The organism is Shewanella maritima, from assembly GCF_004295345.1.
GTDB lineage: Bacteria > Pseudomonadota > Gammaproteobacteria > Enterobacterales > Shewanellaceae > Shewanella > Shewanella maritima.
On the sequence record NZ_CP036200.1, the window covers coordinates 603,543 to 630,004 of the forward strand.

Genomic DNA, 26,462 nt, shown 5'->3' on the forward strand with positions numbered 1-26,462 from the left:
TCGTTGGCAGCTTAAGGCATTGATTGAAAACAAGCTTGGAACGCGGCAACCGTAAAAAATGAGCCAAATACAATAATAAGTTCATTTGCTTGGCTATCGGATGATGATACCGAAGTCACCATACTTTGCCACGCAAGTTCCATGCTATCAAATTGATTTAGTGAAACTTGTTGTTTCAAATCACATGATTGCAGTGCAGCTGTGAGTTCATTTGCCGTTGCACCGCGAGGGTTGTCTAGGCTCACCATGTCCCAGTGAGATATCACGCCATCAAAACAAGCTAGAACGCTGGCAATGTCTTTGTCTTTTAACATGCCGCAAATAGCGCGAATATTCATGCCTTGCGCTTGATATCTTTGTAATTGCGCAGCTAAATACCTTGCCGCATGAGGATTGTGAGCAACATCTAACAGAATAACTGGCTGCTCACTCACCTGCTCTATTCGCCCTGAAAGCGTTGCTTTCGCAAAACCTTGGGTGATTTGTTCAAATGTAATTTCAGGCCAAAACTCACTAATTAACGCTAGTGCACTGGCAGCATTAGGCAGCGGTAGACTTGGTACAGGCAACTGGTGATACTCGGCGCTTGCCGAGCTAAAACGCCAGCTGTGTCCATCATTGAGCCGGCGTTCATCATAAGGGAGTGTTTCACCAGGGTTAACTTCATTTAACTGGTAGCTAAAATCATGCCCTACTCGGCGTACAAGGCTGCCAATATCTTTAGCAACAGCCATAACTGACTCTGGCAAATCTGGCTCACCAATAATGCTCAAGCAATTAGCGCGCATTACACCGGCTTTTTCACGGCCAACATCTTCTCGGGTGTCACCTAGGTATTCTTGATGGTCAAGGTCAATCGCAGTAATGATGGTCGCATCAGAATCAATCAGGTTAGTGGCATCGAGGCGACCGCCGAGGCCGACTTCAAGTAACACGACATTTGGCTGAGTTTTGCCAAAGACATAAAGTCCAGCCAAGGTTGCAAACTCAAAGTAGGTGATAGTGATATCGCCGCGTGCTTGCTCAATCGCTTGAAACGCCTCAATGATAAGTTCATCACTCACATCTTGCTGATTAACGCGAATACGCTCGTTAAAGTGGTTAATATGTGGCGAGCTATATACGCCAACACTTTTACCCGCTTGACGTAAAATCGACTCAAGCATGGCGCAGGTTGTCCCCTTACCATTAGTGCCTGCCACGGTAATCACTTGTGAATTTGGCAGTTTGTCGATGCCAAGCTTGCTAGCGACTTGCGACACGCGCCCTAACCCCATATCAATTTCTGCTGGGTGTATGGCAAGCAAGTGCTCAAGCCAATCGTTTAAGCTAGCGCTTGTTAAGTCTATAGTTTGCTTAGCTGATGTACTCAAGTGTGCGATCCCGAATATGGTTGTTATTGTTACTAGCGGTTATAGGCTTTTTGGCTCATAAATGATCACAAGCATGACAGGATATTAGTCGAGCATGAATAGCGGACCTAATGCCAGCTTGGGTAAGTCAAACTCTTGCGGATAAGTCACATCAACCAAATACAAACCATTAGGTTTGGCTGTTGCGGCGGCAAGATTACGATCTTTAACCGCAAGCAAGTGTGCTATCCACTCAGGCTTTTGGTTTTTAAGACCTACCTCGAGCAATGACCCAACAATGTTGCGCACCATGTGATGCAAAAAGGCATTCGCCTGAATATCGACCATGATATACATGCCCTGACGGGTGACTTTGACATGATGAACATTACGAAATGGCGTGTTTGACTGACAACCAATCGCGCGGAAACTCGTAAAGTCCTGCTCACCTAGTAAGTATTGAGCAGCTTGGTGCATTAAGCTCTCATCAATATCGCCATGATAATGACTCACCCCTTGGCGCATAATGCCAGGGCGTAAGCTGTGGTTGTAGATGATGTAACGATAGCGTCTAGCCGTTGCACTAAAGCGAGCATGAAAATCATCTGGTACTTCTTTCGCCCAGCGCACCGCAATATCATCGGGCAACTGAGTGTTAATACCGCGAGTCCAACCTTTTATCGGGCGCACTGCTGTGGTGTCGAAATGTACCACCTGACCAGTACCATGAACGCCAGAATCGGTGCGGCCCGCACAAAATATCTCAATAGGCTCGTTAGCTACATAGCTGAGTGCTTTTTCTAATTGTGCTTGAACTGAATCTACGTCTGCCTGGCGTTGCCAGCCAAAATATTTACTGCCGTCATATTCGACGCCTAATGCAATGCGCATTAATGAATTACCTTAAAGCCGAGAATGGGCGCTAGTTTAACACAAAAAAAACGGCGCTTTGTATTGCGCCGTTTATCGTATCTTTAGCTGGGTAACTTTTATTCAATCGTTGAGATTAAGTTAGTCGCTTCATCTTGCTGACGTTGATTGCCATCAATTTGCACTTCTTTAAGCAGCGCAATAGCACTGTCTTTATCTTCAATCTCAATGTAGGCTCTAGCGAGATCTAACTTGGCGTTTACCGAGTTTTCTTCATCATCGACATCGACCATTTCGGCATTGCCAATGAGTGAATCAACCTCACCCACATCCACATCAACGTCTTTGTATTGGTCAACTTGCTCTGTTTCTTCATCCGCATCACTTAATAATTTATCAATATCGATAAAGTCATTTTCGCGCTCAAAACTAGTCAGGTCGTCGTTTGCGATAGCGTCAGATGCTTTAGGTTCATCCAATGCTGCCAACGCTTCATCAACAGTTAGCTTGTCGTCTTGAATAAAGAACTCATCTTCTGAGCTTAATGTGTCTCGCTCGTCATCAGACAATGACTCAGAAAATGCTGCTAGCAAGTCATCGTCTGTGTAATCAAGGCTTTGCTCATCAGCAGGATCTGGCTTTTTATCTAACGGTTTCTCATCTAATGGCGCTTTGTCAGCAGCCTCACTCGTTAATGAGTCCATTTGCGCCTGATTGAACAAATCGGTTTCCCAATCAATGGCATTAGCATCAGCTTTATCGCCAGCTTTTAGGTCATCGAAGAAGCCAGAGTCTTTCTGTACTGGCCTTTCGGCAGCAGCATCTGCAACATCTTCAACTTCATCATTGCCCATATTGGCAAGCAGCGCTTCTAACTCTTGCGCGGCGGCATCATCATTAACAGGTAGATCTGCGCTCGCTTCTGGCTCAGATTCAATTTCTGGCAGGTTTTGAGTTGACTCACCTAAGGTGAGTGACAGTTCATCACTTTTAGTCTCAACAGCATCAGCCTCAACAGCATCAGAATCAGGCTGTTCGCTATCTAACTGGTCAGTGTCAAAGCCAGCTAGCAGATTATCAAGCTCCTGCGCTCGGGCATCATCTTGATCATTCAATGCACTGGTTTGCTCAGCCGCATCGGCTTCGTTTGATAAGCTGCCCAGTAATGAATCTAAATCTTGCTGCGCTTCATCTTGTACTTCGTCAGTTTGAGCTTCTTGCTCGGCAAGTGAAGCCAGCATCTCATCTAGCTCGTCACTAGTATGGTCAAGCTCTTGCTCGTTTTCTGCCGACTGTGGTGCTAACAGGTCATCATTAGATGCAAGTTGGCTTGGCTCTCCACTTACTGCATCGGCCTGGTCAATAGCTGCATCAGCTCCCGTACCAGCAAGATCGGCAAGCATGGCATCAAGCTCTTCGTCGGTGGCTTCTTGATGTTCGCTATCGTCATGCAGCTCTTCATCGAGTCCAAGTTCTGCGGCTAACTCATCTGCATCACTTGCTGAATTTGTGCTCTCAGTAGAGTCAGCATCAAGGTTGGCGAGCAGTGCATCGATATCATCATCGGCAACATTTTCTTGCTCATTCAGCTCTTCAAGCTCAGCGTCTAGCTCTTTGGCAATGGCTTCATCTAACACTGGCGTGTCGCTGGTTTCAGGTGCTACAGGAGCTTCAAGCTCAGCTAATAGCGCATCGACATCTTCAATTTGCTCTTGATCTGCACCAATGCTGTCAAGTTCAGTCTCTAACTCTGCTGCTTGTTCTAGCTCTTGCTCAAGCTCCTCGCCTAGGTCAGCCTCATTGGATTCGAGCAACTCATCAGTGTCAATTTCTTCAGTTGATGGCAACTCTTCTTCAAGGTCTTGTTCAGCTGAAGGCTGTTGCTCGGCTGAAGGCTCCTCTCCCGCAGCAGGCTCTTGATCAGCTAAAGGCTCTTGAACATCATCTTGCAAGCTTGCAAGTAACGAGTCGACGTCATCATCGGCTACAGGTGCTTCATCTTGTTGCACGTCTTGTTGTTCAGCTTCTTGTTCAACCGACTCCAACAATTGATCAATATCATCTACTGGCTCTGGCTCTGGCTCTGGCTCTGGCTCTGGCTCTGGCTCTGGCTCTGGCTCTGGCTCTGCAGGCATATCTAATTCAGCAAGCAAAGCATCAACGTCTTCAACGTTTAAATCTTCTGGCTCTTCAGCTTCAGCGCTTGTTGCTTCAGCACTTGTTTGTTCAGGAGCTTCGTCGGTTTCAGGAACGTCGAGATCAGCTAACAGGCTGTCGATGTCATCTTGCGCTGTTTCGTTGTCAACATTAGCACTGTCATCGCCCTTTACTGGTTCTGCTTCTAACTCTTGTTCGGGTAGGTCAAATTCAGCGAGTAAATCTTCCATGTCTTCTTCAGACTCTGGAGGCAACTCACTTTCTTGAGTATCTTCTAAACCATCGAGCAGATTATCGAGATTGTCGACATCATCTGCTGATGCTTCATCATCTTCTAGTGGGCCTAACTCTTGATCTTGCTCTTCCATGGCTTCCGCCCACAGATCATCAAGCGAGGTGGTATCATCTTCGTCTACTTGCTCTACCTCGGATTGCTCTTCTAAAACAATGTCTGCTTCTGCACCAAGGTCAGCCTCGGGCTGCATTTCAACATTGTCTAGATCAAGCAAATCATCGATGCTTTCTTCTTCATCGTCATCAAGGTGAATCGCTAGCTCAGATAAATCATCTTCTTCTGGTGAAACTTCAGCCAAAGTTGTTTCGTCAGCTACTGTGTCGACATGCTCAGTTTCTTGAGCTTGCTCAGCTTGTTCTTGCTGTTTTTTCTTACGGTTAAGCAACCAGAAAACCAGACCAAAGATAAGTACAAGTGGCAGTGCAGCGAGTAAAACAAGCAGCCACATATTGTCCATTAGTTTGCGCCAGGTACTAGGCGGCTCTTGTACTACTTCAGGCTCTTTTGTGGACTCAAGTAACGCATCATGCTCAACGGTTAGCGCTTGATGCTTCTCACGCAGAATTTGTAGCTGCTCTTCTAGAGCGCCAATTGATGACGACATTTCGTCAATGCGGTTCTTTAATGCCAGATTATCGTTTTGCGCCACCATTAATTGGTCTTGCGCTCGCGCTAACTCATCAGTCAGCATCAAGTTCTTGCTGTGCTCAGCATCTAGCTCGCTGTTAACTCTTGCTAGCTCGTCATTCGCAGCAACTTGAGACTCAACAACTGGCGCGGCTTCTGCAGGTTGATTGACGATCTGTAATGGTTTGGCACTCGATCTAGGTTTATTTGGCTGGGACTGGCTAGCTTGAGAGGAGGCATTTTGCTGAGCACTAGGTTGGTTAACATTAGTTTGGTTTACACTAGTCTGGCTTGCCGTCGCTTGGTTTGCTGTGGTTTGAGCTTGTGATGTTTGACGAATTTGCGCAGCGCGTTGATCTTCTAATTCCGCTCGGCGTTTAGCTTGAGCTTTTGGAATTGCCGCCATCACATCGGCTGACGGGATCATCAATACCATGTCTTTTTCGAGGGTATTGTAGTTGTTGCCACTAAATGCGTGCGGGTTAGCGTCAAACAGGGCTGACATAACCTGATAAACACTGATATTTGGATTAGGACGAACTTTTTGCGCGATACTCCAGAAGGTATCTGATGAAGTGGTTGGGCCGTATTGACGTACCTCAGCTTGCTTCACTTCACCATTAGGGCCGGTGATTTTGAGTGAATCAGCATGCGTGGGCAAGGCTATAGTGGTTGCCGATAAACCTAAACTCGCAATCGCTAAAAGCTTAGCAACGTTTGAAGTACGAAAAGTCATCCAATTCTTCCCTAAGTAACGCCTGTCTTAACTTAGCGTTTTCATTTTTATAATTAGTTATCGTTAATGTGCCTAAAACATTAACTTTACGACTATAAACCAGATTACAATGGCTCGCTAGCAATGACAAAAGCTAAAATCAAAAAAGCCTGCAGTCTGCAGGCTTTTTAAACTAAATCGCACTAAAATCACATTACTAACAACGAGATATAAGGCATCGAGTTCGGTTTAGTAATAGTCTCTAATTAAGATTTCAGCGATTTGGACACTGTTTAAAGCTGCACCCTTACGAATGTTATCGGCCGTTACCCATAAATTTATACCGTGTGGGTGCGAAATATCTTTGCGCACGCGACCCACATACACAGGATCTTGCCCTGCAGCATCAGTCACAACGGTTGGGTATTCTTCATCAGACTCAAACAACACAACACCTTCAGCCTGACTCAGTACCGCTTTTACATCATCAGCTTCTGCCGGTTGATGCATCTCAATGTGTACTGCTTCTGAGTGGCCATAAAATGCAGGAACGCGCACTGCTGTTGGGTTTACCATGATGCTGTCGTCAGCAAAGATTTTTTGCGTTTCCCACACCATTTTCATTTCTTCTTTGGTGTAGCCGTTATCCATAAACTTATCGATTTGTGGCAACACGTTAAAAGCAATTTGCTTAGGATAAACAGATGGCTCAGCAGGCAAACCTTGCAGCAGCTTGGTGGTTTGCGTCGCCAGCTCTTCAATCGCTTGTTGACCAGAACCAGAAACCGATTGATAGGTTGATACGTTAATACGTGCGATACCAAAAGCATCGTAAATTGGCTTTAACGCAACCAACATTTGAATGGTTGAGCAGTTAGGATTGGCGATAATATTGCGGTTACGGAAATCAGCAATCGCTTCTGGGTTCACTTCTGGCACCACTAATGGCACGTCAATGTCGTAACGGAAGTGTGAGGTGTTATCAATCACCACACAGCCCGCCTCGCCGGCAATTGGCGCCCATTTAGCCGATACATCGCCACCAGCTGAGAAGAAGCCTATTTGCGCCTGTGTCCAGTCAAAGGTCTCTACGTCAAGAATTTCAACTTCGGTACCCTTAAAGTTAACGGTTTTACCGGCACTGCGGCTACTTGCTAACGGATAAAGGTTGGCAATTGGAAAATCACGCTCTTCCAATATTTCGATCATGGTTTGGCCCACAGCGCCTGTTGCCCCTAGGACAACAACATTAAATTCTTGCGACATTTTCGACTTCGACTCCTTACAGCAAACTAGTAAACCAATCTAACCCAGAATAGCGCGCCTTAGCTAGCGTTAATCGGCTAAAAACACCATTTGGAAAGTGATTTTTTCTCAAGCGCTTAAAAATAGCACTTATGTCACCTTAAACCCGAGTTGTTCAGCAGCCAGCATAGGCTCATTAGATAATTGTGCTTGAACAAAGTTAAGCGTCAATGCACTAAATTCACGGCGATGCTTATGCTGCTTACGCATTTGATCGAAACCATTTAGCTGCGCAAACCGTTGACGGAATTTGACGTCATCATCGCGCACATCATAAGCCATGCGCGCAAGCCCCAGAAGTTTTGCTTGGTTAGCACCATCAAGCAAATCAGCGTTGACTGATAAACTAAATTCACTGATATGAAATGGTGGCAATAAATCACTAACGGTTTTTGTCACCTTGGTATTGGTTAACTGGCACAGCTTTTCATACAACATAAAGGTGCCCTTTGCCTTACCTTCCAGGCTATAACCAGCAATGTGCGGCGTGGCAATATCCACCAAAGGCACCAGCTCAGTGATAGGGTTTGGCTCACCTTGCCAGACATCAAGTACTAATTTTAAATCGCTTCGTTGCTGCCCAACCTTAATCAATGCGTTATTATCAATTACCTCACCGCGGCAGCAATTGAGCAGCCAGGTGTTAGGCTTTAATGCTGCCAGCCTTGCTTCATCAAATAAAAACCAGGTTTTATGCTCACCATCTTTCGTTATTGGCACATGCAGGCTTATCACATCAGCTTCAGCCAGCACCTGCTCCAATGAGTAAAACGCGCGCTCATCACCCTCTTGTTGTTTAATTGGGTCGCACAACATGACCTTGACGCCATAAGCTTCAAGGCACTTTGCTGTAGCGCTACCTGTGTTACCTGCACCAACAATACCAACCACTTTATCTTTTAAGCTTTCACCACATCTTGTCGCTAGCTCTAACATAGCGATAAAAGCATATTCGCCTACGGCGGTGGCATTACAGCCTGGCGCATTCGAAAACGGGATATTTCTTGAGTCTAAATAATCAATATCGACATGGTCAGTACCGATAGTGGCACTGCCAACAAACTTGAGCTGCTGGTTTTGCTCAAGCAGCGCAGCATTGACCTTAGTGATGGAGCGAACCAGCAGTACATCAGCATCTTGTGCTTGCTCTGGGGTTAAATGGCGACCGTCAACAAATTCGATGTCACCGAACTCGTTAAATAGTTCAACAACATAGGGCATGTTCTCATCAGCAATGATTTTCATAGGGCGAGGTTTGGGTTTAGTGATTAGATTGACATTATTGGCATATTCTACCGACAACAGCGGGGAAATTCAGTAGTGATAGACCTGTAGATTTCAGGTAATAAAAAAACCGAGTGTCCACAACGAACACTCGGTTTAAAATATCGATTAGTCAATAAGGCTATTTGAGCTTTATTTGTGTTTACGCGTTACTTGTATTTGCGCATTACTAGGGTAGCGTTAGTGCCACCAAAGCCAAAGCTGTTACTCATAACGGTATTTAGCTCAGCTTCACGCATTTCAGTTACAACTGGAATACCTTCAGCTTTCTCATCAAGGGTGTCAACGTTAATGCTTGGTGCAATAAAGCTGTTTTCTAGCATAAGTAAGCTGTAAATCGCTTCATGTACGCCAGCAGCACCTAGCGCGTGACCAGTCATAGACTTAGTTGAACCTACTGCTGGAACCTTGTCTTTAAACACTTCAGTTAATGCTTCTAGCTCACGTACGTCGCCTACAGGCGTTGAAGTACCATGGGTATTGATATAGTCAATTGGCGTATCAACACCTTCAAGTGCCATTTGCATACAACGTACAGCACCTTCACCTGATGGTGCGACCATGTCGTAACCGTCTGATGATGCACCGTAACCTACGATTTCAGCGTAGATTTTCGCGCCACGAGCTAGTGCGTGTTCTAGTTCTTCAACCACTAGAATACCGCCACCACCAGAGATAACGAAACCGTCACGGTCAGCATCATAAGTACGAGAGGCTTTTTCTGGCGTGTCATTGTATTTGGTTGATAGTGCGCCCATCGCATCGAAGCCCATGGTTAGGGTCCAATCTAGCTCTTCTGCGCCACCAGCAAACACCATGTCTTGCTTACCCATTTGAATAAGCTCAACTGCATGACCAATACAATGCGCAGACGTTGCACATGCAGAACTAATTGAGTAGTTCATACCTTTGATTTTAAATGGTGTCGCCAAACATGCGCTTGTGGTTGAAGCCATGATGCGAGGGACAATGTATGGACCTACGCGCTTAACACCGCGTGAGCGTAATGTGTCAGCCGCTTGAACCTGATTAGATGATGATGCACCGCCTGAGCCAACAATCAAACCTACACGGTGGTGTGAGTATTGCTCTTCAGTCAGGTTGGCATCTTCAATCGCTTGTTGCATTGCGATGTGAGCGTATGCTGCTGCATCACCCATAAAGCGCAGTGCTTTGCGGTCAATGTGCTCAGCTGGATCAATCTTAATATCACCCCAAACGTGGCTGCGCAGTTTCATTTCTTCAAACTGTTCAGAACGGGTAATACCACTTTTACCGGCCTTGAGTGACTCAATCACTTCATTTTTGTTATTGCCGATGCTTGAAACCACACCTAAACCGGTGATCACGACTCTTTTCATTTTTATCTATCCATTTGGTACGTATTGGTACTTAATTGCGGCAATCATATCTGCTTTAATGCAATTAAGTGGTCAGCTTTCCATAAACACGGGTAAAATAATGCCAACTAATGTGCAGTGAGTAAAATATTTTGCCCCAAGTTCCACCTATTTCAAGTGTTTATCATTCTGTGCAGCAGTGCATCTCGCGCCTGCTGGTAAGCGATTGCTCAACTCAAGTTAATCTGGCTGTTATCACTCATTTCCCTGGCGATGCTTTAGCACTGCTACTCAAGCTGTTACCTACAGCAATGGGTAAACAGTCACACAACAACCAGCCGCTTAGTAATCAACAGCATAACAAGCGCGTGCATATCAGCATATATAGCCTCACCAGCGATAACTTGCAGCTAAGCGAGAGCTTACAGCAGTTAGATGTAACCAATATTAATGGCTGCCAACGAATTGAAACCAGCGATTACAAATTAACCATTGATGTACATCAACAGCTTGAACCTCAACCCGAATTGACTAACTACCTCAAACTTCAAGCTAACACTGAGCAAGCCTTTGATTTGGTGATTGCCTGTGCTGATACGTTATTTAATGACAATTGGGATCACTATTTCAACCCAGCAAATTTTTGGCAATTGGGGCGGTTAAGCCGCGATGAAGCTCAAGTAGCCCTGCTTGGAAAAAATGAGCTAGGAAATAATGAGCTAGAAAAGAATGAGCTAGGAAAGAATGAGCTAGGAAAGAGTGGGCTAGGAAAGAGTGGGCTAGGAAAGAGTGGGCTAGGAAAGGAAAAATTCGGTACAAATGAATTAAGTAACAGTGACATCACGACTCAAATAGCGCACCTTGCTAGCATTTGTCGCTCGACAGGTTTCCAGTTAGTCAACACCTTAACCGATGACACACAAACAACTTCAGCATCGAGGCTCAATCGACAGTTCGAACTCGAGCAGCGACAAGTACTGCGTAGCCAGCAAAGCAATCAGTTTGCCTATAACCCCTTGCCCAAAGCGATTACCTATAGCGCAAACACAAGCAGAGCAATCGCAATTATAGGTGGCGGGCTCGCCAGTGCCTTTCTAGCGCTATCTCTGGCCAAAAGAGGCATTAGCTCCACCATCTATTGTAAAGACGAGGCTATTGCACAAGGCGCATCTGGCAACAAGCAAGGCGCAATCTACCCCCTGCTCACCCCAGATAATGGTCCACTAAGCCAGTTTTTTCAGCAGGCATACCTGTATAGCTGTCAGCAAATCAAACACCTTGTGAGTAATGGGCATAATATTAGCCACGAGTTTTGCGGCGTTATCCATACAGGCTATGACGACAAATCAATTAGTCGATTACAGAAAATTATTGATGGACAAGCTTGGCCTGAACAAATTGCTCAAGCAGTAAGCGCTGAAAAAGCAAGTGAAATCGCAGGAGTAGAACTCGATAAAAGCGGCTTTTATTATCCTTTGGGCGGATGGGTGTGTCCTTATGAGTTAGCTGAAGCTGCGATTAGAGAAGCGCAGAAACACGCTGAAGTAGATTTGGTTTTAAATACTGAAATTAGCACTATTGAAAAGCCAAACACTGCTACTGAAAGCTGGCTGTTAACTTCCGCTTCTACGAGTGAAAGCTACTTGCACGATCACATAGTCATCGCTACTGGCGCGAAGCTGACACAGTTTTCACAATCATCCGAAGTTGCGCTTACGCCATTTCGTGGTCAAGTTAGCCATGTTGCTTCAAAAGGAGAACTCAGCAAATTATCAAGCGTTATCTGCGCCAATGGTTACCTCACACCAGCTAACAATGGCAAACATTGTGTCGGTGCAAGTTATATTAAAAACCCCGAAAACTGTAAATTTTCCATAACAGAGCAGCTGCAAAATCAGGAGAAGATGCGCCAGAGCTATCCGAGCTGTAATTGGACAAAAGACATTGATACCAGTGATAACCAAGCACGCGTTGGCGTGCGTATGGTAAGTCGAGATCACTTCCCGGTGATGGGTTGCGCTGCGGATTTCGAGGAAATTAAATCGCGCTATCAAGCTCAAATGCAATTGAAGCAATGGCAACAAACACCAGAATATTGGCGAAACACACCAGCGCCATTGTTAAATGGATTATACCTTCTTGGTGGTTTTGGCTCTCGTGGGATCAGCACCGCGCCATTGGTTGCAGAAACCCTAGCCGCTAACCTTACTGGCGAAACTGCTCCTTTAAACCTAACCACACAAACTTTGCTAAACCCTAATAGAATGTGGATGCGCAAGCTATTAAAAGGTAAAGCTATCTAACATCAATAGCTCGTCGAAAAACGAAAAACCGCGTGAGCTTAACTCTCGCGGTTTTCATCTGTATATGAGTGCTGATTAACGAGTTCTAGTTTTGCGCTAGTTCCAGTTTTGCGCTAGTTCCAGTTTTGCGCTAGTTCTAGTTTTGGGCTAATAGTTTCTTAAGCTCTTTTTTGAATGCGTCACCCATTTTCGGGTCATGTAATCCGTATTCAACAAAAGCCTTCATGTAACCTAGTTTGTCACCACAATCATGGGATTTGCCCGTCATATTGAATGCTTCAACTTCTTCAGACTCAATCAACATATCAATGGCATCGGTAAGCTGCACTTCATTCCCCGCGCCCGGTGGCGTTTTAGCAAGTAAGTCCCATATTTTTTCAGACAGTACGTAACGCCCAACCACTGCGAGATTTGAAGGCGCAGAGCCCACAGCTGGCTTTTCTACCATCTTAGCAATCTTGGTTGAATGACCTGGCAGCAACTGCTCACCGAAGCAATCTGCGATACCATATTTGTCGACTTCGTTGTCATCCACTGGCGATACCATTATCTGGCTCGCATTCGATTCTTTATATCGACTGATCATAGAAGCAAGGTTTTCAGTGCGCTGATCGGCACTATAACTATCAAGGATCACATCAGGCAGCACCACCGCAAATGGCTCATTACCAATACAAGGTTTAGCACACAAAACTGCATGCCCTAACCCTTTAGCCTCACCTTGGCGCACATGCATGATGGTTACATTACGAGGGCAAATAGACTGCACCTCATGTAACAACTGACGTTTTACACGCTGTTCAAGGGTTGACTCTAACTCATAGGATTTATCAAAGTGGTTTTCAATGGCATTTTTACTGGCGTGGGTAACCAGTACAATTTCCATACACCCTGCACTCACACACTCATCTACAATATATTGAATTAGCGGCTTATCAACTAACGGCAACATCTCTTTTGGAATAGCCTTGGTTGCTGGCAGCATACGTGTGCCGAGTCCAGCGACAGGGATGACGACTTTCATTGATTATCCTTATTCGTTTGCAAATCAACTGTTTCTGGGAGCTTAGCACAAGATGATGAAAATACTTATTTTGTTGGCACTTTCCTGCAAATTATTCACGTAAACGCGTACATTTTACCTAGTTATTTGGATTAATAGGGCCTGTTGATCTTTCAAGATTATTTTTGCAGCTGCCTGTTGGAAATTTATACAAGACAACGACTTTGATGTGTGGTTGTTCCACATGATAAGTCGTTAACGCAGTAGAAATGACAACAAGCGCTGCCTGAAAGGTTCGTTTAAAAGCACTTACGCTCTTAGCAAAGAGTTAAGTTTGTTGTGAGCGAATTTGTGTAGGTGACTAGACGTCATCGCTCACGCCTCGATTAAAGTGCTTTTAATTCGAACGAATTCTAATCAGCAAAGATCAACAGGCCCTAGTCAAATAACCACTGATTGATATATTGATAAACCAGCGAGTTGGTAAGGACGCCAGTGTGATCGTCACTAACCCCTATCACTTTTCGCGCCTCTCGCTGTGCTTGCTCATTAAGTTGTGACTTCAGTGACACTGAGCCATCATTGGCACTACCCTCACCGCCGCGACTTTTGGCATAGGCGAATAACAGATAGTGCTGATGATAAGTAGATAATTCAGTCGCAAAAATCTGCTTAAGATACTGACTCTCCGGCACCATGCTGCGCCAAACTGGCGCGACAACAGGTGAGTAAGCGACACCGTAGCTTGCGGCAAAATGTCCGCTCCATGGCGTCGCCATAGTGATAAACTTTATTGAATGGCTGTTAAGGTTATCACTTGCCACTAATGCACCTCTAGCCACTAGCCCGCCCATACTATGAGCAACAACAGCTAGTGACGATGGTTGATATAGGTTCACCACCTCTTCCAAAGCAACTTGCAAAATATACGCGCTATAATCCAGCGGATAAGCACTTGGATACTGAAACAGTAGCACTTGCACATCTTTAGCCAAGTGCTCTGCAATCTGCTCAAATTGGGCGGGTGAGCCACTAATACCGTGCACAAATACCACGCTTGGTTTATTTGGCTCAAATTTATCTAGCGTATAAAGCCCAAAACCGAATTGCTCACTAAACGCAACCGGTTGCCACATGCCAAGTTGTGCAACTTGCTGTGAAAACCTCGGATCCTGCCAATCAACTTGATGTAAGAACTTATCCTTTGCTTGAGCAAGTTGCCGTTTAAGCCCAAACATACTGACGTCAAGGTTTTGCTTAAAAGTCAGGTTTGGCTCAAGTTGCAGCTTAAGCGCATCCAATTCTTGCAAGCTAGAGTCTTGTTCGTCTAATGAGGAAAGCGCAATTGGAGCAATAGTCTTTTGCCAAAATATTGGTTCTCCCGGCTGATAAATTAAGTCGTCATTACTATCGACAAATGCCAGCAACTCGTACTGTCCCATTGGCATTATCATATACTGCCTTTGCCCGGCAGCTGTGGTGCGAAAGTTCACCATCTCTCTGCTATCACCGTTACCTCGGTATACAGCAACATAAACACGCTTTTTGTTATCTGTAAGAATAGTGGTTGGTAGTGTTTCGATGGTGAGTACGCCGTACTCTTGTTTGGCAACCTCAAGATCAGACTTAAGCTTTTGAATTTGGCAGCCTGACAACACCATGGCAACAGACAACAATACCAATAACTTCAGACCGTAAAGTTGAGATGAAGGGTAGCCTGATTTAGTTATGCTCAAATACTGTCCCAGACTCGAACTAAATGCGAGACAACGTTTTAGGCCAAGGGATAAAAGTCTCAATGTCACTGTGCTCTTTGATAATGCAGGCTGTTTATAATAGTGTTTTACAGCATGCTAAAAAACGCAAGTAATTGTTCCTCATACCAATCACCGAGTCATTATTAATGGTTTCAAAATAAAAAATGCCATCATTTGCTGCTCATCTACGGCCATTTAGACTGCCCATCTTATCGACTGTAACGCTTAATTAAGTAAAATTTAGTTGGCGAGGCGTTACTAAGATTTGCTAGAACAGCTTCGCCGTTACTCTTGTCCGTAATGGTTTAAATGCAGATATTAAGACGAGATTGTAGAAAGCGCTTGCTCGATATCAGCAATAACATCAGTTACATCCTCAAGCCCTGCAGAGATCCGCAGCAAGGTATCACTAATGCCCGCCTCTGCACGTTGCTCTGGCGTGTACGGCGAATGAGTCATCGAGGCAGGGTGTTGAATAAGGGTTTCTGCATCGCCGAGGCTAACTGCGATGGTGATGAGCTTTAAGTTATTTACAAACTTAATGGCATCACTCATTGAACCTAAGAGCTCAAACGCCAATACTCCCCCTGCGCGGCGCATCTGACTGCCTAGGTATTTGTGACCTTGATGGCTTGCAAGCCCCGGGTAATAAACCTGCTTTACTCTTGCATGGTTTTGTAAGTGTTCAGCCAACACCTGCGCATTATCGCAATGGCGCTGCAAGCGCACATCAAGGGTTTTCATCCCGCGTAAAATAAGCCAGGCATCATGCGGCGACAACACACCACCAAAGTCTTTTAACACTTCATATTTTAGTCGGTGCATGTGCTCTGCTTGACCACACACTATGCCAGCAATGACATCGCCATGACCGTTAAGGTATTTAGTCGCACTATGAATAACCATATCAACACCTAACACTAACGGTTTTTGCAGTAGCGGCGTCATAAAGGTGTTATCAACAATTGACACTAAATTATGACGCTTAGCAATATCGACTATGGCGCTAATATCGAACACATTAAGATGCGGATTGACCGGCGTTTCGCAAAAAATCACCTTAGTGTTTGGTAAAATTGCTCGCTCAATTGCCTCTAAATCATCAAAGTCGACCACGCTGCATTCAATGCCTAAGCGTTTAAGCTGAGTAGTCATCAAAGCAAAGCTACAACCATAAACCGCGTTAGATGCGACAAGGTGATCCCCTGCGCCTAGATGCGTAAGCAGTGCGCTCGATACTGCCGCCATACCTGATGCTGTGGCCGCCGCATCATCGGCTCCTTCTAAGTTGGCGAGTTTACGTTCAAGCTCAGCTGTTGTCGGGTTACCAAGACGAGTATAAATATAACCTTGCTCATCACCTGCAAAGCGAGCGCCACCCTGCTCGGCGTTATCAAATACAAACGTTGCGCTTTGATGTAATGGGCTAACAAGTGCACCATGCTGATTAGCTTGATGCCCTGCATGAATTGCCTGAGTCGCATCATGCCAGTCGTGCCCCTGATTAAACCCTTTTGCTGTTTGCTCTTGCGAATGTATCGATTGTGACGCTTGCTTGTGATCCGCCATGTGTTCTCCTTGCTTTTTATTATTTTGGCAACGTCCATAACGCACAGCTCTAATCAATTAGGGACGTTTTCAAGATACAAGCAAGAAGATGGTTGCCAATATTTGCCATTAAAGTTTTAACCGCCAAAGTTGTAACAGCATTGTTACAGGCAAAGCTAGAACCTAGACGAGTAGAGGATTTCGCTAAATTGGATTTACAAACGAAGAAAACATAACTGCTCAAAAAGCAGCCACCAATTAACTAGAAAAACATATGGTGCTAAAAAGTAACCCTACAGGAATCCACTCAACATTTATTAGGTGGTATGAACAATTGAAATAACACAATGATAACAGGTGCACATGACACCATAGGGGGCTTTATCGAACGGTACTTTATCGAATCAAGCGCAACTCAGGCACAACTGCCTATGTTGCGCCTAGCTTGATAGAGTTGAATTAAGGTTTTGGTGAAATATCAATGCTGTGAACAATCGCACCCGGCATTAATGGCGTGTGACGCTGATTAACATAATCGTTAAAACCACTGCGATAATAATCTGACATAGGGTGACCTGACTGCCCACCTGGTACAGTGAGTATGCCATTTTCCTCAAATCCTGGCTGAACAATAAAACGCTGCGACGCACCAAAACTCGCCCCTTGAACTGAAGGCATAAAGGTGTCACCAAAACCAGCGTGGGTTGGCATATCAAGCCACTTACTCAATATTGGTACTTGCTTAGAAAATGGGTGCTGCACCTTAAGGGCGTTAACCTTACCCCAGGCAAGGTCAGTCAGCTGCTGACCATCACTGTATTTCGCCAGTAGTTTATTGCGCGCATCTTGATAGGCTTCTACGGTTAATTGCTCCCAACTTGCCATACCAGCAGGTAACCAATCATCACTTTCCTGACGAATAAGTTGCCAAATTGCAGGCTCTAAATAACGCTTAACCACTGACAGGCTCAAGCCATGTTTTTGTAACTTGGTTTCCACCGGAGCAAATACTCTGTCTATCATCTCTTGCCTGAAATACTTCACAAGGGTGTAACCAACCGACTCTTTACAGGCGCAGCCTTGCCACTCTCTTAACTGTTTAAGATCTTTAATAAAGGTTTGTGAGTCTTGCTCTAGGTGAGTGACTAGATATCTATGCCATGGAGTTAAAAACTGCGCTTGGTTATCAAGCTGTAATTGATAGAAGTCTTGCTCATCAAAACGCTTTTTAGCAAACATACCATCTCGAATTTGGCTCGCTCTCGCCCCTAACGCATAACCGCCATCACCCATTCTTTGATGCTCAGTGGCGCTAACCACTCGAGAATTTGCCGTCCAAATCCGGTTAATCGCTGGATTAATTTGCTCTGGTATATTGGTTTCATCTGTCAGCCATGCATCGGCATTAAACTTGTCAGCATTAATTGCAGTATCAGCAGGTTGCATTCTGCTTGGTATCGCGCCAGATAACTTCCAGGCAATCGAGCCATATTTATCAGCCGCAACAATGTTTTGCACAGGCATGCCAAAATCAACTACGGCCTCACTAAGCTCGGTCACATCACTGACCTGCTCCAAAGCTATCAACCCCATATCAACGGCATATGCTTGATGAGCAACCCAGCTAAGTGCGTATTTATCATCACCTATCGTCTTTACGGGCCCATAATCTGACATTTCTAATTGATAGATATGCTCACCATCTTTGCTGGTGATGATTTCTTCTACCGTATAGGTTGGCTCGCCATTAAGTTTGACCCAATCAGCAGTATCAATGTATGCATTGGTAAAGCCCCAGGCGACACTGTTATTGGTGCCAACAACAATCGCTGGAGCACCAGGTAAACTGACGCCAGTCACTTGAACCGGCTTGTTCGCTTTATCAGCACTAAAAATATCACTGTCAGCCACATAGTTAAGCTGAGCGCGATACCAGATAATCGGCACTGCGAAGGATAAATGCATATCATCTGAAACCATGCCATGGCCGGATTCAGTCAAAGCGCCAGATACCGCCCAGTTATTGCTACCAACAAGTTCGACAGATTCTATTTTAGATACCTGTGCCGAAGTAATATCATTATGTTTTAAACTAGGTATCGGCAGTGCCTTTAATGCAAGCTCACTACCATCTAAAGCTGCCTGATAAGGACTGGGCTGGATTAAAAACTCAACCATCTCGTAGCCAAACTGCTGCTGAATTTGGGTCAGCGTTAAATCACGGGTAACGGTGTTTGATTGCAAATCAAGGTACATACTAAAAATAACCAACAAGCTATCTTCCGCTTGCCAAGGCGCTGGACGCGTGTTGGTAAGCAAATACTCGAATGAATGTACACTTTGCTTAGCAAGCGCCGCATTAACCCCCTTGCTATAACTATCTAATAACGTCTTATCTTCTACCGGTAAGGATTCAACAATGGCCAGGGCACGTTTGCGAAATTGATGAAAGCGGCGCTTCTTGTCCAGTTTTAGTGCTTTATCACCAAAGATCTGCGACAGCTCACCAGCAGCATTACGGCGCAGTAAATCCATTTGAAAGAACCGGTCTTGCCCGTGGGCATAACCCAAACCATACGCTGCATCTGCTCGCGATATAGCAGAAATAATGGCTGTACCGATATTGTCTCGATTAATGGTTACCTTGTTGGCGACAGATTCAGCGCTAATGGAGTCAGACAGTTTGGGCAAACTTAGATAAAGCGCGGCGAGTAAAGCAACGATGACAAGCAGGGCTAGTCCAATTACCGATGAGAGAGCAAATTTAGTTATGGTTATTATTTTGTTTGCCATAATGCATACACCTTGAATATTGTGCATGCATCATATCGTTTGTTAGCAAAGTGTTAAACCGCTAATTTAGTGTGGCGATTAGAAGGAAGCACCTACTCCGTATTGCGCCGTAAGCAAACGAGCACCGTACTTGGTGGCGACTCTATGCATAAAGCCATCTTTATACATATCTTCTAATGATGACTGCATAGCGTTATACCGACTGTTATCAAGGTTTTTGTTACATGCCATGGCTCGCAGTGAAGTAAAAAAGACTAGCTCAGGCTCACCTAAGTCGACTTTATTTTGTTGCATGATCCAATTGGCACTAACAAGCTCAGACGCCCATAAATCGATACGATTGCGCTGCACCTTTTTCAGGTTTAATGATGCATTACTGGTGAATTCAACGTTATACCCCATACCTTCAAGGTACTCCCCCACACCACTACCTAAAAAGCTACCAATAGAATATTTACTGGCATCATCGAGGGTGATCAAGGGTTTCGATGTACTATCAGAACTAAACAGTCCGTAGCGAGAAATAAGCACCGGGCCAACCCAACGGTAATTGGTTTCTCTATCCTGACTGCGTTCAATGGGTAACACACAGTGATTGTCTAGGTTCTCACTCATCGCCATGCCGCGCTTAAGCGGATAAAACACCATATGGTATTCAATACCAGCGCGGCGAAATAACTCGTCTAATACTTCAACAATGAGTCCTGAGTCTTTTATATCACCCTCTACGGCGAAAGGCGCTTGCTGAAAAGTCACCACGGTGAGAGGTTTACTGGTGTCTGCAATGCTTGATTTCCCCATAATTAAGGTCAATAAAGCGATGAAAACAAGTTGATGAAGCGATTTATTGCCAAACACGAATCGCCTCCTCATAAGGTAAGGTTTTGCCTTTAGATTTTGATTTAATTTCAGCCTTCGGTGAGCCAGGCTGAGCGAGCCAATGTGAAGGATTTTGTTTTGGGTTTAGTATCGGCGCACACAAGGCACCGCTATCTTGCTTGGCTTTTTGCTCAAGCATCAATAAATGAGCGTCCAATTGCTGAGCAAACTTATCCATTCCCTGTTTTACAGAATACTCACCCTCAATTATGCTGCTGATGTTTTGCCACCACATACTCGCCATTCCAGGGTAGTCAGGCACATTGGTGCCGGTTGGCGTCCACACATTACGCGCCTGGCTACGATAAAACTCAACTAACCCTCCAAGGTATGGTGCTCGCTGTGTCATAGCATCGGACTCAATATCTGACAAACGAATTGGGGTGTAGCCCACTAAGGTTTTCTTAAGTGAGACGGTTTTTGAAACCACAAACTGGGCATAGAGCCAAGCGGCAACCTGACGCTGCTTTGGGGTACTACTTAAAAATGTCCATGCCCCGGCATCTTGATAACCTGACTTCATTCCCCTCTGCCAGTAACGTCCAAGTGGCGAAGGTGCTACCCGCCATTTCGGTGTGCCATCAGCATTAACAATTGGTAGCCCTGGTTGCAGTAGGTCGTCAACAAAGGCGGTGTACCAAAAGATTTGCTGAGCAATTACTCCTTTTGCAGGCCAATCTCCAGCTTGTGAAAATGTCAGTTGTTTTGCTTCTGGCGGTGCAAATCGTGTTAGCCAATCAACATACTTATCAATGGCGTAAATGGCCGCTGGCGAGTTAATTGCGCCGCCACGCTCAACCGATGCCCCCACAGGCCTGCAATCTTCTACGCGTATCCCCCATTCATCGACAGGCAACCCGTTTGGTAAACCTTTATCACCTACCCCAGCCATCGATAGCCAGGCATCTGACATACGCCAACCAAGGGATGGATCTGTTTTGCCGTAATCCATATGGCCATATACTCTCTGGCCATCTATAGTGCGTACCTTGTCACTGAAAAACTCGGCAATATCCTCATACGCTTGCCAATTTTGCGGCACACCCAGAGGATAGCCATACAACTGTTGAAAACGCGATTGAAAATCTGCTCGTTCAAACCAATCACTGCGATACCAGTATAGGTTGGCAAATTGTTGGTCCGGCAGCTGATAAAGTACGCCATCTGGCCCTGTCGTAAACTTAATACCAATAAAATCATCAAGGTCGAGTGTTGGCAGCGTTGCTTGCTTACCGTGCTCGCTCATAATTTGCGAAATAGGAGTTACCGCCTGATTACGAAAATGAGTACCAATTAAATCACTGTCATTAATGTAGGCGTCATACAAATTCTCGTTAGTAATTATCTGCGCGGACAACTTCTTAATGACATCATCTTCACCCGTTAGCTCGTGAATAACATGAATGCCTGTCAATTCATAAAAGGCTTTAGCGAGCACTTTCGATTCGTATTGATGGGTATTGATTTTCTCAGACACAACGCGAATAGTCATACCCTGGTACGGCTTTGCCTGCTCGGTAAACCAAGCTAGCTCTTGGCGCTGCTCTGCTTTTGTAAGCGTAGAAGGGGTAAATTCATTATCAATCCAGAAGTCTGCTTTTTCACTCGCTGCTTGTGCGGCAATTGAAACAAAACACTGCAATAGGCATAGCATCAACGCACAGCAAAAAACGCCACCTTGAGAGTATTTTTTAGTTATATACTCCAACAAAGCAAAAACTACTTTCTTTTTGTGCGCACTCAGCAGCAAACTCACGTCCTTGGATACTTATTATTAAATTTATCTTAGTTGATAAAACAATGAGATGGCAGCCTTTTTTGGGTTATTTTCGCAAGAAAATACAAATCATTTTTAGCAAATAACGTTCATTTGGTAGGTAAATTTGGCGTAGGTTGCAGCCTTAGACCGATACAGGAATTAGAATAGTTAAGCTAAAGGGTGATGCGCCCGAACAAAAAAGAAGCCTGCATCAGCAGGCTTCATCGTATATTTAACAAGTACCGGTACCGGTAGTAACTGGCGTTTGGTTAGAAACCTTCTACACCTGCCATGTCAGGTAATTGATGAGCAATACCTTTATGGCAATCAATACAGGTTTTCTCACCGCTTGCTAGCGAAGTTGAGTGCATAGCAGCTGCGCGCTTAGACTGGCGAGTAAAGTCCATGTAATCGAAGTTATGACAGTTACGGCACTCTAGCGAGTCATTGGCTTTTAACCTTTCCCACTCATGTTCGGCTAACTCACGGCGTTTGGCTTCAAACTTTTCACGAGTGTTAATCGTACCGAAAATTTTGCCCCAAACTTCTTTTGAAGCCTTCATTTTTCGAGCGATTTTATCTGTCCAGTTATGTGGCACGTGACAATCAGGACATGTCGCGCGCACACCGCTTCGGTTAGTAAAATGGATAGTCGTTTTGAGTTCTTCATAAACGTTGTTTTCCATTTCATGACAGCCGATACAGAATTGCTCCTCGTTAGTCACTTCTAAGGCGGTGTTAAAACCACCCCAGAAGATAATACCTGCCACGAAACCACCTAAAGTTAAAAAACCTAAACTGTAGTGCACACTTGGGCGGTTTAGTACGCTCCAAATCAGCTTTATCTTAGCAATTAAATTCGAAATCATAGTGACCCCTACTGCTTTTGCTTCATTAGCTCATGTACATCTACAAAGTCATTTTCAACCAACAACTTAGCATCTAACTGAGGTACGTGACACTGGGTACAATAGTAACGGCGCGGTGATAACGTCGCGAGGAAGTTATTATCGCGATCCATATAGTGAGTCACACTGACCATAGGCGCTTGTGAGTGACCTGTGCTGGTGCGCGCATGACACTGCATACACTTATTCACTTTTAGGTCAATCTGGTAACCATCGATCTTGTGCGGGATCACTGGTGGCTGCATCGGGTAATTACGCACTTGTTTCTCATCGGTATTAATCACCTTTTGCATCGCTGGCGGTGTGACTTCTTTATCTAGCGCGACTTGACGCAGTGTCGCCACTTTTTCGTCCGGTACGCTTTGCGCCACAACCGTTAGCGACAAGCCTGCAAGAGCGATAACAGATAAATATTTAGCTAGTTTCATGATATCTCTCCTTAGGCTTTCAGCACTTTAATCGCACACTTCTTGAAGTCAGTCTCTTTCGACAATGGATCCGTTGCATCCAAGGTCACCTTGTTAATTAACTGACTCGCATCAAACCAAGGTACAAATACCAAACCTTTAGGCGGCTTATTACGACCACGGGTTTCAATACGGGTGTTGATTTCACCGCGGCGAGATACTACGCGAACTTCATCACCTCTGCGTAGGCCACGCTTCTTAGCGTCATCTGGATGCATAAAGCACACGGCATCAGGGAAGGCGCGATATAGCTCAGGTACTCGCTGAGTCATTGAACCTGAATGCCAATGCTCAAGTACACGTCCGGTAGATAGCCATAAATCGTACTCATTGTCTGGCTCTTCTGCCGCTGGCTCATATGGCAATGCAAAGATAACTGCACGTCCATCAGGCTTACCGTAGAACTCAAAGCCTTTACCTTTACCTACATAAGGGTCAGCCCCCTCACGGAAGCGCCAACGAGTTTCTTGACCGTCAACAACTGGCCAACGTAGACCGTGCTCTTTATGGTAAACATCAAATGGTGCTAAATCGTGAGCCTTACCACGACCAAAGGTTGCATATTCTTCAAACAAACCTTTCTGCACGTAAAAACCATAGTCGTTACTTTCATCATTAAGATACTTAGGATCTGCATCAGAAAGCGGGAATTGGTTAACCTGACCATTCTCATAAAGGACCTCAAATAAGGTTTTGCCTTTATATTGAGGGTTAGCGGCTAACACCTCTTTCGGCCAAACTTCATCTGTGGTGAAACGCTTAGAGAACTCCATTAGCTGCCAAAGATCTGAGCGAGATTCACCTGGCGCTTTAACTAGCTGATGCCAGAATTGAGTACGGCGCTCAGCGTTACCATATGCACCTTCTTTCTCAACCCACATTGCAGCAGGTAAAATCAAATCAGCCGCCTGAGTCGTAACCGTTGGGTAAGCATCGGATACCACAATGAAGTTTTCAGGGTTACGGTAGCCCGGTAAACCTTCTTCATTCATGTTAGGCGCAGCTTGCATATTGTTGTTCACTTGAACCCAGTAACAGTTCAAATCCCCGTCTTTTAAGCGACGGTTTTGCTCAACAGCATGATAACCAGGTTTTGGTGGAATAATACCGGCTGGAATTTTCCAGATTTTCTCTGCTTTCGCACGGTGCTTAGGATTAGCAACCACCATATCGGCCGGTAGACGATGCGAGAAAGTACCTACTTCACGTGCAGTACCACAAGCTGACGGCTGACCAGTTAACGAGAATGGACTGTTACCAGGAGTAGAAATCTTACCGGTTAACAAGTGAATGTTATAAATCAGGTTGTTACACCAAACACCACGGGTGTGCTGGTTAAAACCCATGGTCCAAAATGAAGTTACCTTACGATTTGGATCAGCATAAAGCTCTGCAAGTGCAATTAGCTTATCTTCAGGAACACCTGACAGTTTGCTAACTGACTCAACATCATAATCGGCAACAAACTTCTTAAACTGTTCAAAATCAATTGGTGTTGAACTACCCGCTGTAGCCACGTTTTTGGCTTTCTTTTCTAGTGGGTGAGTTGGGCGCAACCCGTAACCAATGTCAGTTTGACCTTTACGGAAATTAACGTGCTTGCCAACAAAGTCTTTGTTCACTTTGTCATTTTGAATAATGTAATTGGCAATGAAGTTAAGGATGGCGAGGTCGGTTTGCGGTGTGAACACCATTGGAATGTCAGCAAGGTCGAATGAACGATGCTCAAAGGTCGACAGTACCGCAACTTTAACATGAGGCGCTGACAAACGACGGTCAGTCACGCGTGTCCATAAGATTGGATGCATCTCCGCCATGTTTGAGCCCCAAAGCACGAATGCATCGGCAGCTTCCATGTCATCGTAACAGCCCATTGGTTCATCAATACCAAAGGTACGCATAAAGCCACCCACAGCTGATGCCATACAGTGACGCGCATTAGGGTCAATGTTGTTTGAACCAAAACCTGCTTTCATTAATTTAGAAGCAGCGTAACCTTCCCATACAGTCCACTGACCAGAACCGAACATACCAATCGCTGTTGGGCCTTTTTTCTTAATAGTGGCTTTCCACTTCTCAGCCATGGTATCAAACGCTTGATCCCAGCTGATTGGGGTAAATTCACCATGCTTGTCGTACTTACCATTTGTCATACGCAGCATTGGGGTTTGGATACGGTCACGGCCGTACATAATCTTTGACAGGAAGTAGCCTTTAATACAGTTAAGGCCTTTGTTTACTTCACTCTTCGCGTCGCCGTGCGTCGCGACAACCTTGCCGTCACGAGTTGCGACAATAACTGAACAGCCTGTACCACAAAAACGGCATGGCGCTTTGTTCCATTCAAGCTTAGTTTGCTCTGAGCTTGTGATTAAATTGCTGGCTTGCGCTGGCAATGCCAGTCCCGCAACACTCGCCGCCGCCATTGCTGCGTTGGCTTTCATAAAGTCGCGTCTATTCATTTTCATAACTCACCCTCTTCAAGTGCTTCACTTTGGTGATAAACCATGGTGGCCGACAACACGCCAGGAATCGCATTAATTGTTGAGATATCATCCATTAGCGATTTTTGGCTTGGTCCCTCGACAACAACGACTAATTTGACTTCGTTATTTGCTGATAACTCAGCATTCTCGATAGCCATAATTTGCTGTCTAACTTCAGCCATCATGTCTGGTTGTACTTGTACAATAAGGCTGGTTACGTGAAGTTCATTGCTCATCAAATTACATCCAATAGTTTTGTTCGTTGTTATTGTTGTTGGATTATCCCGCACCTGGTGGGCCAGTCAGAATTTGACTAAACCAAATGCTAAATCCCAAAGCGCTTACAAGTAAGGCTGATAAAATCGGAGCTAAAAACACGGTTAAGAAGATAAAAATTCGAAACTCGAGCTTTTTCTCATTTTCTTTTTCGGTACTCATGGACCCTCCAAGAGCGATTTTTTTAATGATTAAATTGCTGTTTTCACTGTTATCATTTGAATCGAGCAAATTTTATCGCCAATCAAAATGTGATCTAAATACTCACAAATTGGTAAAGCTGACTTAACTTGATCTAGATCATACAATCGTTTGTTTTACCGCCTATATCAATCAAA

18 protein-coding genes are annotated in these 26,462 nt (G+C 44.9%); 1 reads left to right on the forward strand and 17 read right to left on the reverse strand.

Annotated features, from left to right (window positions below):
• Positions 1–11: 11 nt before the first annotated feature.
• From folC to fabB, 6 genes are all read right to left on the reverse strand, one after another.
• The gene (folC, locus tag EXU30_RS02620) at positions 12–1,373 is read right to left on the reverse strand and encodes a bifunctional tetrahydrofolate synthase/dihydrofolate synthase (protein ID WP_242620298.1); all 1,362 of its coding nucleotides are present in this window, start codon (positions 1,371–1,373) and stop codon (positions 12–14) included.
• Positions 1,374–1,457: 84 nt separating this feature from the next.
• A complete protein-coding gene (gene truA / locus EXU30_RS02625) occupies positions 1,458–2,243 on the reverse strand; it encodes a tRNA pseudouridine(38-40) synthase TruA (RefSeq protein WP_130597682.1) in 786 nt (261 codons plus the stop codon).
• Between the two features lie 98 nt (positions 2,244–2,341).
• Positions 2,342–6,037: a FimV/HubP family polar landmark protein gene (locus EXU30_RS02630; RefSeq protein ID WP_130597683.1), complete on the reverse strand. Its 3,696-nt coding sequence runs from the start codon at positions 6,035–6,037 to the stop codon at positions 2,342–2,344.
• A gap of 228 nt (positions 6,038–6,265) precedes the next feature.
• On the reverse strand, positions 6,266–7,282 hold the full coding sequence (locus EXU30_RS02635; RefSeq protein ID WP_130597684.1) for an aspartate-semialdehyde dehydrogenase: 1,017 nt from the start codon (positions 7,280–7,282) through the stop codon (positions 6,266–6,268).
• Positions 7,283–7,411: 129 nt separating this feature from the next.
• Complete coding sequence (locus EXU30_RS02640; protein WP_130597685.1) at positions 7,412–8,566, reverse strand: 4-phosphoerythronate dehydrogenase; 1,155 nt, start codon at positions 8,564–8,566, stop codon at positions 7,412–7,414.
• 188 nt (positions 8,567–8,754) lie between these two features.
• A complete protein-coding gene (fabB, locus tag EXU30_RS02645) occupies positions 8,755–9,966 on the reverse strand; it encodes a beta-ketoacyl-ACP synthase I (RefSeq protein ID WP_130597686.1) in 1,212 nt (403 codons plus the stop codon).
• Between the two features lie 131 nt (positions 9,967–10,097).
• On the opposite strand from fabB, the gene mnmC1 reads away from it, so the two are divergent.
• Positions 10,098–12,248 carry an FAD-dependent 5-carboxymethylaminomethyl-2-thiouridine(34) oxidoreductase MnmC1 gene (gene mnmC1 / locus EXU30_RS02650; protein ID WP_130597687.1) on the forward strand — a complete coding sequence of 717 codons (2,151 nt, stop codon included), beginning with the start codon at positions 10,098–10,100 and terminating at the stop codon, positions 12,246–12,248.
• 136 nt (positions 12,249–12,384) lie between these two features.
• Here the strand turns inward: mnmC1 and galU are convergent, their stop codons facing one another.
• The 11 genes from galU to EXU30_RS02705 all read right to left on the reverse strand — a co-directional run bounded on the left by galU (position 12,385) and on the right by EXU30_RS02705 (position 26,286).
• Positions 12,385–13,272, reverse strand: a complete 888-nt coding sequence (gene galU, locus EXU30_RS02655) for a UTP--glucose-1-phosphate uridylyltransferase GalU (protein WP_130597688.1) — start codon at positions 13,270–13,272, stop codon at positions 12,385–12,387.
• A 416-nt stretch (positions 13,273–13,688) separates the two neighbouring features.
• Positions 13,689–14,987, reverse strand: a complete 1,299-nt coding sequence (locus EXU30_RS02660) for a lipase family alpha/beta hydrolase (RefSeq protein ID WP_130597689.1) — start codon at positions 14,985–14,987, stop codon at positions 13,689–13,691.
• Positions 14,988–15,326: 339 nt separating this feature from the next.
• Positions 15,327–16,577, reverse strand: coding sequence for a methionine gamma-lyase (gene megL, locus EXU30_RS02665; protein ID WP_130597690.1), 1,251 nt, complete (start codon positions 16,575–16,577; stop codon positions 15,327–15,329).
• Between the two features lie 438 nt (positions 16,578–17,015).
• Complete coding sequence (locus tag EXU30_RS02670) at positions 17,016–19,349, reverse strand: penicillin acylase family protein (RefSeq protein WP_242620299.1); 2,334 nt, start codon at positions 19,347–19,349, stop codon at positions 17,016–17,018.
• Positions 19,350–19,427: 78 nt separating this feature from the next.
• Positions 19,428–20,207 carry a substrate-binding periplasmic protein gene (locus EXU30_RS02675; protein WP_165398951.1) on the reverse strand — a complete coding sequence of 260 codons (780 nt, stop codon included), beginning with the start codon at positions 20,205–20,207 and terminating at the stop codon, positions 19,428–19,430.
• On the reverse strand, positions 20,194–21,882 hold the full coding sequence (locus EXU30_RS02680; RefSeq protein WP_130603199.1) for an ABC transporter substrate-binding protein: 1,689 nt from the start codon (positions 21,880–21,882) through the stop codon (positions 20,194–20,196). Before EXU30_RS02680 ends, EXU30_RS02675 begins: the two co-directional genes overlap by 14 nt.
• A gap of 374 nt (positions 21,883–22,256) precedes the next feature.
• Entirely contained in the window at positions 22,257–22,856 is a 600-nt protein-coding gene (locus tag EXU30_RS02685; protein ID WP_130597692.1) for a cytochrome c3 family protein, read from the reverse strand.
• 8 nt (positions 22,857–22,864) lie between these two features.
• On the reverse strand, positions 22,865–23,323 hold the full coding sequence (locus EXU30_RS02690; RefSeq protein ID WP_130597693.1) for a nitrate reductase cytochrome c-type subunit: 459 nt from the start codon (positions 23,321–23,323) through the stop codon (positions 22,865–22,867).
• Between the two features lie 11 nt (positions 23,324–23,334).
• Positions 23,335–25,824 (reverse strand): nitrate reductase catalytic subunit NapA, encoded by a 2,490-nt coding sequence (gene napA / locus EXU30_RS02695; protein ID WP_130603201.1) that lies wholly within the window; start codon positions 25,822–25,824, stop codon positions 23,335–23,337.
• A gap of 2 nt (positions 25,825–25,826) precedes the next feature.
• Complete coding sequence (locus EXU30_RS02700) at positions 25,827–26,084, reverse strand: chaperone NapD (RefSeq protein WP_130597694.1); 258 nt, start codon at positions 26,082–26,084, stop codon at positions 25,827–25,829.
• A 43-nt stretch (positions 26,085–26,127) separates the two neighbouring features.
• Positions 26,128–26,286: a periplasmic nitrate reductase, NapE protein gene (locus tag EXU30_RS02705; RefSeq protein ID WP_130597695.1), complete on the reverse strand. Its 159-nt coding sequence runs from the start codon at positions 26,284–26,286 to the stop codon at positions 26,128–26,130.
• Between the last annotated feature and the right edge of the window lie 176 nt (positions 26,287–26,462).